The following is a 12661-nucleotide window of genomic DNA, read 5'->3' as shown; positions in this document are numbered from 1 at the left end:
CGGAAACAATCGTAGTTCCTATCCAACTCTTGAAACTGTCACCTATCACCTGTCACCTGTCACTGGTCCTTCACAGATAACTTTTTCAGCAACCCCTATCTATCCACCTGGAACGTGCCTACAATTACCAAAAAACACCACCTCCAAATTCTTGGGATGGTGTTTGGACAATGGTTACAAAGTAGGGAATGGTGACTGGTGACTGGGAAGATGGGGAGAAAATTCTTTACCTGTTCACTGTTCCCTTCTTTCCCTATCAACTATCATCAGAATCGTTATTTTGAAAGGGTTCTTCACCTATCCTAAGTTGTTTTTTTGATCGTTTTAATTGTTTCCACAAAGCTTTGATTTGTTCGTAAGCTTCCTCTGGTGGAAGTTTACCACCTGTTTCTAAGTTACAAATATAACTAACTCGCTGGGCAAATTCCTGTAAATTTGCGTTGAAAACTAAGTTTTCAGGCTGGACATGACCGTAGTAGCGACCACGAGGATAGAGAAAATCATCTTTGCTCACTATATTTTTCTCCATGTATTGAATTCTCCTCCTGATTTTCTTGTTTATAGTAAAACCACTAGTACAACACGGCGTAAATAAAGCTACTATTTAAAATAGGCAAAAAACCTACCCCATCAGCTTTTTGACTTTTGAATGCGTGATTTCCGCAAAGCGGTAATAGGCACTCTTATTTATAATTTATTAAGTCAGGAGAACGCTTAAGATTAAACCGTGATTATGGGAAAGTGTTGCAGCGATTGGTCAATTTCAACTTTGACAAAATAATCAAGTTGTAAGTTATTAAGCATCAGGCTGTCAAAAAAAGTTTACGTCAAAGTGACCAAAGCCAGTCACGAGCGAACACCCGTTCTATATCTCTATATATCTTTTGTAAAGATTAATTGCAATCTCTTGGATGAATGTTTTACTACTTCTCCTATTTTTCTCAATTATTTCATCTTATTCCTAATTTGCAAAAAATGGGTTTTAATTAAATTCAACAAACTAAATTAGCTGATAAAGAATTAATATATATTTTTTTATAATCTTTAAAGAATTTATTCACAAAAAATTACAAAAAGTTAAAAAAAAACATAAAACTTTTATGCAGAGTTGACCAGTTTCACATCTAAATTAGGGGAATAGGGGGGTAGGGTCATTTTATAAGTTATAGGTTATGGGTTACCAGTTACATCACGTTGCGAGTGAATGAAGTACACATATTCATGTTATAAATCTTGCGGTATGGACAGGAAAGCCAGCCCTTGTGTAGCGTTCGGCTGATAAAATGGTTAAGCTGGAAACCATTGCCCTGCAACTGTATCTACCACCATGTCTGTTAATACCAAACTATACGAAGGCAAAGCCAAAGTTCTCTACACCACAGACGATCCTGAAGTCTTGTTGGCTGATTTTAAAGATGATGCGACTGCGTTTAATGCCCAAAAGCGGGGTAGCATCCAGGGAAAAGGTAGCATAAACTGTACCATTTCCAGCAAGTTGTTTGAACAATTGGCAGCGCATGGCATCAAGACACATTATATTGATTGTCCAGCGCCCAATCAAATGCGGGTGAAAGCAGTTAAGATTGTGCCATTGGAAGTTGTGGTCAGAAATATAGCTGCTGGTAGTCTTTGTCAACAAACAGGATTGCCACTAGGTACAATTCTGGAACAGCCTTTGGTAGATTTTTATTACAAAGACGATCAATTAGGAGATCCTCTACTCACACGCGATCGCTTACTGCTCCTGCAACTAGCAACTGAGGAACAAGTTGACAGTATTGCCCATCTGGCATTACAAATCAATGACTTTCTCAAAAGCTTTTGGCAAAAGTGCGGCATTACCTTGGTAGACTTTAAACTCGAATTTGGTCTGGACTCACAACAGCAGTTGTTGTTGGCCGATGAAATAAGTCCTGACACCTGTCGTTTATGGGATATGACAGAAAATGATCCTAACCGTCGAGTAATGGATAAAGATCGGTTTCGTAGGGATTTGGGAAATGTAGAAAATGCCTACCAGGAGGTTTTACAAAGGGTTTTGCAAGTAGTAAACAGCAAAAATTAACTGCGTGTGCGTGTATCTAGTCATTTTTCTGATATGACTAATGACTAATGACCAGTGACTCATGACGAATGAAGAATGACTTAATTGTGTGTGGTAGTGAAGAGGAATATGAGTAAAAAGCATTTATCTCCGGTATTTCTGGCAGTTGTGGCGATCGCTGTCCCTGTTGACAACTCACTCAGTGCGACTGCACAAACTCCTGATAAAACCCAGCAAGTAACAGAGGTTGCCACGGTAGAAACCAACCAGCCACTACCACAGGAAACTGGTCAAAATGATGTTAGTGAAAATCAAAAAACTCCCGTCTTGGCAAAGGTAGTAGTTATAAAACCAGAATCTGACTCATCGACACCTGCTGTCAAAGTCTCACCAACAGCTAACTCAGTATCAATAGCGACACCAGAAGTAATCATACCAACGGCAACAACACCCTCAAAAACGGCTCAAATTCTCAAAGCTGCATTATCTCGCAACTCAGAACAGAAAGCAAAATCAGCAGTAATTATATCAACGGCAACAACACCAGCAAAAACTGCACAAGCACCAGAACAAGAAGTAAATCGTGATACTAATCCTCCCCGGGAAAATGCCGAGCCACCCACAGCACAACCGACTTTCCCTAGTAATTCAGAAACAGCAGAACCCCGTGTCCTGGTGTCAGAAGTAGCAGTAACATCACCAACTGGCACAATCTCACCAGAACTAGAAAACCAAGTTTACCAAGCGATTCGTACCCAACCAGGACAAACAACCACCCGTTCCCAATTACAAGAAGATATTAATGCTATATTTGCTACAGGTTTCTTCTCCAACGTGCGAGCCGTGCCAGAAGATACACCTGTGGGTGTAAGGGTGAGTTTCGTGGTTGATCCTAATCCTGTCCTGAGTAAAGTAGAAGTCGAAGCTAACCCTGGAACTGATGTTCCTTCTGTACTCCCAACTAACACAGTAGATAAAATCTTCAGTGAACAGTATGGTAAAATACTCAACTTGCGTGACCTACAAGAAGGTATTAAACAGTTAACCAAAGAATATCAAGATAGAGGTTATGTACTAGCCAACGTGATTGGAGCGCCGAGAGTTTCAGAAAATGGAGTTGTCACCCTACAAGTAGCAGAAGGGGTAGTAGAAGATGTCAAAGTTCGCTTCCGTAATAAAGAAGGACAGGAAGTAGACGAAAAAGGAGAACCCATTCGGGGACGCACAAAAGAATATGTAATTAAACGGGAATTAGAATTAAAGTCCGGTCAAGTATTTAACCGTAATACAGTCCAAAAAGACTTACAAAGAGTATTTGGGTTAGGTTTGTTTGAAGATGTGAATGTGTCCCTTGACCCTGGTACAGACCCTAGTAAAGTTGATGTAGTGGTGAATGTTGCTGAACGCAGCAGTGGTTCAATAGCTGCTGGTGCTGGTATTAGTTCTGCCAGTGGATTATTTGGTACAGTCAGCTATCAACAGCAAAACCTGGGAGGTAGAAACCAGAAACTTGGTGCTGAGGTACAGCTAGGCGAAAGAGAACTGCTGTTTGACCTGCGGTTTACAGATCCTTGGATTGCTGGTGATCCTTATCGGACTTCCTATACAGCTAATATTTTCCGTCGTCGTTCAATCTCTCTGATTTTTGAAGGTAAGGATGACAACATTGAAACCTATAACCCCAATAATCCCACTAATACAAATGATCAAGATCGTCCGCGGATTACCCGTTTAGGTGGTGGTGTTTCCTTCACTCGTCCCCTTTCTCCTAATCCTTATGAAAAGTCAGAGTGGGTGGCTTCAGCCGGTTTGCAATATCAACGAGTTTCTAGCCGTGATGCTGATGGTAATGTGAGAAAAGAAGGGGCAAGATTTAATGATAATGGTCAGCAAATTAGCGATAGGATTCCCCTCACCCAATCGGAAAAAGGTGAAGACGATTTATTATTATTACAACTAGGCGCACAACGCGATCGCCGTAATAATCCCTTACAACCTACCAACGGTTCTTATCTCCGTGTCGGAGTTGATCAATCTGTACCCATAGGCTCAGGTAATATTTTCCTGACCAGAGTTAGGGGTAACTACAGCCAATATTTGCCTGTGAACTTTTTGAGTTTTGGTAAAGGTCCACAAACTCTGGCGTTTAACCTTCAAGGTGGTACAATTCTCGGAGACTTACCTCCCTATGAAGCTTTTACCCTTGGCGGTAGTAATTCTGTGCGGGGTTACGATGAAGGTAGATTAGCTACTGGACGCAGTTATGTACAAGCATCTGTTGAATATCGTTTTCCTGTGTTCTCTGTAGTCAGTGGCGCACTATTTTTTGATTATGGTAGTGATTTGGGAAGTAGTACCAGAGCAGCAGAAATTCTTAACAAAAATGGTAGTGGCTACGGTTATGGTTTAGGTGTGCGTGTACAGTCTCCACTTGGACCTATTCGCATAGACTATGGTTTAAGTGATGATGGTGATAGCCGCATTAACTTTGGGATTGGGGAAAGGTTTTAAGAGGTGACAGGGAACAGGTGACAGGTGACAGTAAGAAGGGGACTGGTGAGGAAAATTTTAGATTTTAGATTTTAGATTTTAGATTGGAGTTAACAAAATCCAAAATCCAAAATCCAAAATCCAAAATAAAAAAACTCCTGCCTCCTGACTTATACTTTCAGGGTGTTTACTACATACAGAACAAATGAGTAACAAAAAGCAAAATCATATATTGGTTTTTAGGCTATGCACCAACACACATTAGCTGGGGAAATTATCCACAAAGGTATGGGACTGCATAGCGGTGTGAATACCAGTGTGCGGATACTACCAGCAGAACCGGGAAGCGATCGCTATTTTGTGCGGGTGGATTTGCCTAATTCGCCGATAATTCCTGCTAAAATTGCGACAGTTAATCAAACTGTTCTATCAACTCAGTTGGGTATAGATGAAGTTTATGTCCGCACGGTAGAGCATTTGTTAGCAGCTTTGTCAGCTATGGGTGTGGATAATGCGCGGATTGAAATTGATGGACCAGAAGTACCGCTGTTAGATGGTTCGGCTCAGGTGTGGACTGATAGTATTGCTGCTGTGGGTTTGATGTCACAGTCTTTTGGTGATGAATCAGCGCCTATAGTGATTAAAGAACCTATTTCGGTTTATCAAGGTGATGCTTTTGTCTGCGCCCTACCATCCCCAGAAACCCGTTTTAGCTATGGGATTGATTTTGATGTACCTGCAATTGGTAATCAATGGTACAGTTTCTCATTATCTCTGAATCCAGAAGATACCAAAAACTCCTTTGTGACAGAAATTGCACCGGCTCGTACTTTTGGGTTATTACATCAAATTGAATATCTGCAAAAATCAGGATTGATCAAAGGTGGCAGCTTGGATAATGCTCTTGTTTGTGGTGCTGATGGTTGGCTAAATCCACCGTTAAGATTTGCAAATGAGCCAGTACGTCATAAAATATTAGATTTAGTGGGAGATATTAGCTTATTAGGTAAATTTCCTGTTGCTCACTTCTTGGCTTACAAAGCTAGTCACAATCTCCATATTCAATTGGCGGAGAAGATTTTAGAATTTTGCTGAGGAATTTGGCTAAAAATTCACTAAAATTTAAGATTGTACGCTATTTTCTAGCCTACTTAATTTCCAGATTCTTATAAAATATAGTACCAATGTCAACTCTCACCCAAGCTAATTCTACTCAAGTGACTACATCTGAAGGAGAACATCAGGAAACCAATACACCGGCAATTAAAACAACTTTCACGGTGGAAGAGATTCAGCAACTGCTACCGCACCGTTATCCTTTTTTGCTGGTCGATAAAATTATTGACTATGTTCCTGGAAAATTGGCTGTGGGTGTAAAAAACGTCACTTTTAATGAACCTCAGTTCCAAGGTCATTTCCCCGGACGCTCATTGATGCCTGGTGTACTCATTGTAGAAGCAATGGCGCAGGTTGGAGGGGTGGTTATGACCCAAATGCCTGATATACCAAAAGGACTGTTTGTTTTTGTGGGTATTGATAAAGTCCGTTTCCGTCGCCAAGTTGTACCAGGTGATCAGTTAATTATGACAGTGGAACTGTTATCAATTAAGCAGCGTCGTTTTGGTAAAATGCAGGGACGAGCCGAAGTTGATGGACAACTGGCTGCTGAAGGGGAGCTAATGTTTTCTTTGGTTAGCTAAGTTTAGCTAAGTTTAGCTACAACTGGGCTGAATTTGGCTTTTTAGATTTGGGGCATAGCCGTGAACTGCCCTAAGTCAATTATAAGTAAGAATAACTGTAAACACGAAAAATCACAAGCGTATTTACTGTTGGCTGGACTTTGATCAGACAATTTTGGATTTAAGGTTTAAGATTTGTTTCAATAATAAATTTAGGTACTTGTACCCCTTTGTTATTTTTAGATAGCTATCTTCAATCCAAAACCTAAAATCCAAAATCCAAAATTCGTTATCCTCACACATAACACACATAACTTATTTTGCCCGACACTTTTTTTTCAATGAACTCAGTTCTGGAGAGTCACCCTTGAAGACACTTATTCATCCAACTGCTGTAATACATCCTGATGCGGAACTCCACTCAACGGTGCAAGTCGGTGCTTATGCTGTGATTGGAGCGAATGTTAAAGTCGGACCGGAAACTGTAATTGGCGCTCATGCAATTTTAGATGGTCTTTGTGAAATTGGGGCGGGAAATCATATTTTTCCTGGTGCTGTTATTGGTATGGAACCCCAGGATCTCAAGTATGTGGGAGAACCTACTTGGGTAAAAATTGGTGATAATAATGCTATTCGTGAGTATGTAACTATTAACCGCGCTACTGGCCGGGGTGAAGCGACGATCATCGGTAACGGGAATTTACTGATGGCTTATGTTCATGTTGGACATAATTGCGTGATTGAGGACTCAGTGGTTATTGCTAATTCTGTGGCTTTAGCTGGTCATGTGTATATTGAGTCTAGAGCGAGGTTAAGCGGGGTTTTAGGTGTTCATCAGTTTGTACATATCGGTGGTATGTCTATGATTGGTGGGATGACTCGCATTGATCGAGATGTTCCTCCTTATATGTTGGTTGAGGGCAATCCATCACGGGTGCGATCGCTCAATTTGGTGGGGCTAAAACGCTCAGGAATGCCCGCTAAGGAGTTTCAACTTCTGAAAAAAGCTTTTCGCATTCTCTACCGTTCTGATTTGCTGTTTAAAGAGGCTTTGGCTGAGTTGGAATTGTTGGGAGATACCGCACAGTTGGAACATCTACGCCGTTTTCTGCTATTGGCGCAAATGCCTGGAAGACGCGGTTTAATTCCCGGAAAGGGTAAAATTTCTGCAAGTGATGCGTCGTGATTTATGAGTGATGAATGATGAATCACGCCTATATTCATCATTCATTTTTAGGAGAGGGAACAGGGAACAGGGAACAGGGAACAGGGAACAGGGAACAGGTAAGAGAAAAAAGATATTACAAGCAATTAGCCGGTCATGATCTAAAATCTAAAATCTAAAATCTAAAATCTAAAATCTAAAATCTAAAATTCAAATGCGGATATTTATCAGCACTGGGGAAGTTTCGGGAGATTTGCAGGGGGCGTTGTTAATTAAGACGCTGCAAAATCAAGCTCAGACTTTGGGGTTAAAATTAGAAATTGTGGCTTTGGGTGGTGAGAAAATGGCCGCCGCAGGGGCAACAATTTTAGGGGATACTAGCGGTATTGGTTCGATGGGTATAATTGAAGCTTTGCCGTATTTTATTCCTACTATTCAGGTACAAAAAAGGGCGATCGCCTATCTACAAAAAAATCCACCTGATATCATAGTTTTGATTGATTATATGACTCCTAATATCGGGATTGGGAGTTATATGAATGAACATTTTCCCGATGTTCCTGTGGTGTATTACATCGCGCCTCAAGAATGGGTGTGGTCGATGAGTTTGGAGAGAACTAAAAAAATTGTTAGTTTTACGGATAAGCTATTAGCAATTTTCCCAGAAGAAGCTCGTTATTATCAAGAAAAAGGGGCTAAAGTTAATTGGGTGGGTCATCCTTTAGTTGATAAAATGGCTAATGCACCAAGTCGGGAAACTGCACGAGAAATGTTAGGAATTAAAGAGGAAGAAATAGCGATCGCTCTTTTACCTGCTTCCCGTAGTCAAGAATTAAAATATCTCTTACCTGTCATTTTTCAAGGTGCTCAAAATATTCAATCTAAGTTACCAACGGCGCGGTTTTTTATTCCTTTATCTTTGGAAAAATTTAGAGATAAAATTGCCAAAGCTATTCAAAATTATGGGTTAAAAGCAACAATATTATCTGGTAAACAACAGGAAATTTTTGCTGCTGTGGATTTTGCAATTACTAAATCTGGAACAGCCAATTTAGAGTTAGCTTTAGCTAATGTTCCCCAGGTAGTAGTTTACAGTCTTAGTCCTTTTACTGCTTGGGTTGCGCGGAATATTCTTAAAGGTTCGATTCCCTTTGCTTCACCTGTAAATTTAGTTTTGATGCGAGAAATTGTTCCAGAATTTTTACAGGAAAAAGCAACAGCAGAGAATATTACTCAAGCTGCAATGGAATTTTTATTAAATAGTGAAAAGCGGGAAAAAACGTTATTAGATTATCAAGAAATGCGGCAATGTTTGGGAGATTTGGGAGTGTGCGATCGCGCTGCTAAGGAAATTTTAGAAATGCGGTAATTGGTAATTGGTAATTGGTAATTGGTGATAATATATATTTTATTGTTACCTATTCCCTATTGCCTATTCCCTGCATCCACAGAAAATTTATAATATAAATCACATCGGAACACTATAACTAATAAATAATGAAAAAAAGACCCATAGCAGTTGATTTATTTGCAGGTGCAGGAGGAATGACCCTTGGTTTTGAACAAGCTGGTTTTGATGTCCTTGCTGCTGTAGAATTAGATCCTATACATTGTGCAATTCATAAATTTAATTTTCCTTTTTGGAAAGTGTTATGTAAAAGTGTAGAAGATACCACAGGGTTAGAAATTAGAAATAGTAGCGAAATTGAAAATCAAGAAATTGATGTTGTTTTTGGTGGTCCACCCTGTCAAGGGTTTTCATTAATTGGTAAACGGTCTTTTGATGACCCCAGAAATTCTTTAGTTTTTCATTTTATTAGGTTGGTGTTAGAATTACAACCGAAATATTTTGTGATGGAAAATGTTAAAGGAATGACTGTAGGTAAACACAAAGAATTTATTGCCGAAATTATTGATAAGTTTGAAAATAACGGTTACAAAGTTAATCATAATTATCAAGTTTTAAATGCTGCTAATTACGGAGTACCGCAAAATCGAGAAAGATTGTTTTTATTAGGTTGTCGTCGAGATTTAGAATTACCCAATTATCCTGATAAAATCACCCATCCAGCTAAATTAAATACTAAATCAAATACTAAATCAAAAAAAGCTGCGGAACTACCAGCAACACCTACCGTTTGGGAAGCATTGCAAGATTTACCAACAATTGAAAATTACCCAGAATTATTACAAAGAGATTGGGTTTTAGCTGAATTTGGTAAACCCAGTAAATACGGTAAGAAAATGCGTAATCTGTGCATTGCTAACAATAATTATTCCTATTCCCGTAAATTTGATCATCACATTTTAACATCGAGTTTGAGAACAAAACATAGTCCTGAATCTATTGAAAGATTTGCGTCAACTCCTCATGGTAAAAATGAACCAATTAGCCGTTTTTATAAACTAGATCCTGACGGTTTATGTAATACATTAAGAGCAGGAACAGCGAGTAATAAAGGTGCTTTTACTTCTCCTCGTCCTATACATTCATTTGTACCAAGATGTATTACTGTCAGGGAAGCTGCGCGTTTACATTCTTTTCCTGACTGGTTTAGATTTCATCCTACCAAATGGCATGGTTTTAGACAAATTGGTAATTCTGTTCCTCCACTTTTAGCGCAAGCGGTTGCAGAGGAAATTATTAAGGTTTTAAATGTGGAAGTTTCTCAAAATACAAAGATAAAAAGTTTGGAAGATGAGAAGTTATTAATTTTGAATATGTCGCAAGCTGCAAAATATTTTAATGTGAATTCAAATATTATTGAACCAAGGGTAAGGAAAAAGCAGGAGAAATTAACAACAAGTTGCTAATATCATTTTACTTTGAAGATGCACATAATACGAAAACTCCCAAATCTTGATATATCTTGATTTGAAGTTTTGCGATTCTGTGCAAGCTCAATGAAAATTGATATAAACTATAATTAGCAGTTATTGGGAACAAAAATCATGACTGTCACCAAATCTTTATCACTAACACTAGAACAGTTTCTCAAACTACCAGAAACTAAACCACCAAGTGAATATATAAACGGCGAAATCATCCAAAAACCAATGCCAAAAACTCGCCATTCTCGACTTCAAGGTAAAATTATTAATACCGTAAATAAAGTCACAGAAGCAAATAAAATTGCTTATGCTTTCCCAGAGTTAAGGTGTACATTTGCTGGTAGATCAATTATTCCAGATATAGCCATTATTCGCTGGGAAAATATCGCCTTTGATGATAATGGTGAAGTTGTAGATGATGTTGTAATTGCACCAGATTGGACTATAGAAATTTTGTCTCCAGAACAAAGTTCTAATAGAGTGACTGGCAATATTTTACATTGTATTAAATATGGTTGTCAATTGGGATGGTTAATTGACCCAGATGATCGATCAATTTTGATTTTTCAACCTCAAAAAGAACCAGAATTAAAATACGGAAAAGATGATTTAATTATCTTGCCGGGAATAGAATTAAATTTAACAGTAGAAGAAGTATTTGGTTGGTTAAAAATGAGTTAGTCATAAAATAACCAGATCCCCGACTTCTTCAAGAAATCGGGGATCTTAATAAAAACTAATTCCTCTTCTGTCCAGTTGCTAAATCATTAGGATTAATATTAATCAAAGGAACAGCACCATTACCACCCATCACCATCGGGAAACGACCATCCCATTTTTCTATTGCTTGCTTTTGCAATAATTCCGGTGTTAAAGTCAATCTTTGTAATCTTTGAGCTTCCGCTTGACCTTTAGCACGGTTAACTTCTGCTTGTGCTTCTTGGGTCGCTTTCTGGGCAATAAAACTTGCTTGTTTTGCCTCTTGTTCGGCTATTTGTTTCGCTTCAATCGCTCTACTAAACTCTGGAGAAAAGGAAAAATTCACTAAAGATACATCATCTACAATTACACCATAAGGTTCTAAACGACTTTTTAAATTTGCGTCGATTTCTTGTTTTAATTCTGTGCGTTTTGTGATGATTTCTTCAGCCGTCTTTTTAGCTGTAGCTGCTTTCAAAACTTCGGAAACTGCGGGTGTCATAATCCCATTAACAATTAATTCTTCATCTCCAACTTGTTGAAAAACTCGGTTCACTTTCAACGGATCAATGTGCCAGTTGACTGCTAATTCTGTGGTAATTTTTTGCAAATCTTTAGAAGCGGCACCAGCATTAAAACTATTTTGTTGCACGCGAACATTGAGCTTTTTAACTGTTGTGACAATGGGAATGATTGGGTGTAATCCTTCATCTAAAACTGTATCTTGCACCTTTCCAAACTGCATCACAACACCCCTTTCACCAGCATTGACAATAGCAAAAGGACGCAGCATCATCGCTAAAAACAAGAATAATAATCCTCCTCCTAAATAAAATACAATTTGCGAATTGTGACGGACATTGATGTTATTATTTCTCATGGCTGTATGTTCCTTAACTCAACTGTATCTGAGAGTAGCTATCAGATAAAAAAATCAAGATTTATACAAAAAACTTAGCAAAAATTTACATGGGGTTGAATGTTTAGTCTATATATAGATAAGATACAAAATTAAAAGTAGGCATTTCGGAAAATCAAGATTTTGATCACAATTGAAATAGACAAACAATATGCAAATTCAACAAATTCATCCTTGGCCATCTAGCATTGAAGAAGCAATCGAAATTCAAGAAACTTTACGAAATCAAGTTATTACCACCGATCAACTCAACACACCTATTCAATACGTTGCCGGTGTGGATATGGGTTTTGTGGAAGATGGTACAATGTGCCGTGCAGCGGTAGCAGTGTTAAGTTTTCCTGACTTGAAAGTTGTGGAAACAAGCCTGGCATACCGTCCTACAACGTTTCCTTATATACCTGGATTTTTATCATTCAGGGAAATTCCCGCTATTCTCGATGCCTTAGAAAAAATTAAAAATATACCTAATATAATATTGTGTGATGGTCAAGGAATTGCTCATCCTCGCAGATTTGGAATAGCTTGCCATTTAGGTGTTTTAGTGGATATACCAACTATAAGTGTAGCAAAATCCCTACTTGTTGGTAAGTATGAAGAACTACCAGCAGCTAAAGGGAGTTGGCAGCCATTAATACATAAAAATGAAACAGTAGGCGCAGTTTTACGGACTCGTACTGGAGTTAAACCTTTGTATATCTCCAGTGGCCATCGTATCAGCCTACCTACAGCAATTGACTATGTATTACGGTGTACATCTAAATATCGTTTGCCAGAAACTACACGCATTGCTGATAAACTAGCATCAAACAGATAAAGTATAAAAAGTATAA

12 protein-coding genes are annotated in these 12661 nt (G+C 38.6%); 10 read left to right on the top strand and 2 right to left on the bottom strand.

Annotated elements, in window-relative coordinates; genetic code table 11:
• Window positions 1-256: 256 nt before the first annotated feature.
• On the bottom strand, window positions 257-529 hold the full coding sequence (locus tag IQ237_RS01790; protein WP_194051657.1) for a hypothetical protein: 273 nt from the start codon (window positions 527-529) through the stop codon (window positions 257-259).
• A 798-nt stretch (window positions 530-1327) separates the two neighbouring features.
• Between IQ237_RS01790 and purC the strand changes: the two genes are divergently transcribed.
• From purC to IQ237_RS01745, 9 genes are all read left to right on the top strand, one after another.
• Window positions 1328-2065, top strand: a complete 738-nt coding sequence (gene purC, locus IQ237_RS01785) for a phosphoribosylaminoimidazolesuccinocarboxamide synthase (RefSeq protein ID WP_194051655.1) — start codon at window positions 1328-1330, stop codon at window positions 2063-2065.
• Window positions 2066-2173: 108 nt separating this feature from the next.
• Entirely contained in the window at window positions 2174-4555 is a 2382-nt protein-coding gene (locus IQ237_RS01780) for a BamA/TamA family outer membrane protein (RefSeq protein ID WP_194051653.1), read from the top strand.
• Between the two features lie 225 nt (window positions 4556-4780).
• Window positions 4781-5629, top strand: coding sequence for a UDP-3-O-acyl-N-acetylglucosamine deacetylase (gene lpxC / locus IQ237_RS01775; protein ID WP_194051651.1), 849 nt, complete (start codon window positions 4781-4783; stop codon window positions 5627-5629).
• A gap of 89 nt (window positions 5630-5718) precedes the next feature.
• Window positions 5719-6234, top strand: a complete 516-nt coding sequence (gene fabZ / locus IQ237_RS01770; RefSeq protein ID WP_193942139.1) for a 3-hydroxyacyl-ACP dehydratase FabZ — start codon at window positions 5719-5721, stop codon at window positions 6232-6234.
• A 346-nt stretch (window positions 6235-6580) separates the two neighbouring features.
• The gene (gene lpxA, locus IQ237_RS01765) at window positions 6581-7399 is read left to right on the top strand and encodes an acyl-ACP--UDP-N-acetylglucosamine O-acyltransferase (protein ID WP_194051648.1); all 819 of its coding nucleotides are present in this window, start codon (window positions 6581-6583) and stop codon (window positions 7397-7399) included.
• Window positions 7400-7416: 17 nt separating this feature from the next.
• Window positions 7417-7557 (top strand): hypothetical protein, encoded by a 141-nt coding sequence (locus tag IQ237_RS01760; RefSeq protein WP_194051646.1) that lies wholly within the window; start codon window positions 7417-7419, stop codon window positions 7555-7557.
• Window positions 7558-7592: 35 nt separating this feature from the next.
• Window positions 7593-8747 carry a lipid-A-disaccharide synthase gene (gene lpxB / locus IQ237_RS01755; protein ID WP_194051644.1) on the top strand — a complete coding sequence of 385 codons (1155 nt, stop codon included), beginning with the start codon at window positions 7593-7595 and terminating at the stop codon, window positions 8745-8747.
• A gap of 125 nt (window positions 8748-8872) precedes the next feature.
• Window positions 8873-10192 (top strand): DNA cytosine methyltransferase, encoded by a 1320-nt coding sequence (locus tag IQ237_RS01750; protein WP_194051859.1) that lies wholly within the window; start codon window positions 8873-8875, stop codon window positions 10190-10192.
• Between the two features lie 138 nt (window positions 10193-10330).
• Window positions 10331-10891 carry a Uma2 family endonuclease gene (locus tag IQ237_RS01745; protein WP_194051642.1) on the top strand — a complete coding sequence of 187 codons (561 nt, stop codon included), beginning with the start codon at window positions 10331-10333 and terminating at the stop codon, window positions 10889-10891.
• A 55-nt stretch (window positions 10892-10946) separates the two neighbouring features.
• Here the strand turns inward: IQ237_RS01745 and IQ237_RS01740 are convergent, their stop codons facing one another.
• On the bottom strand, window positions 10947-11789 hold the full coding sequence (locus IQ237_RS01740) for a prohibitin family protein (protein ID WP_194051640.1): 843 nt from the start codon (window positions 11787-11789) through the stop codon (window positions 10947-10949).
• A 190-nt stretch (window positions 11790-11979) separates the two neighbouring features.
• On the opposite strand from IQ237_RS01740, the gene nfi reads away from it, so the two are divergent.
• On the top strand, window positions 11980-12645 hold the full coding sequence (nfi, locus tag IQ237_RS01735; RefSeq protein WP_194051638.1) for a deoxyribonuclease V: 666 nt from the start codon (window positions 11980-11982) through the stop codon (window positions 12643-12645).
• Window positions 12646-12661 lie beyond the last annotated feature (16 nt).

Origin of the sequence: Sphaerospermopsis sp. LEGE 08334 (assembly GCF_015207205.1) — a bacterium.
Lineage (GTDB): Bacteria > Cyanobacteriota > Cyanobacteriia > Cyanobacteriales > Nostocaceae > Sphaerospermopsis.
Note: the sequence above shows the minus strand (reverse complement) of the source record. Positions and strands in the feature narration are given on the sequence as shown.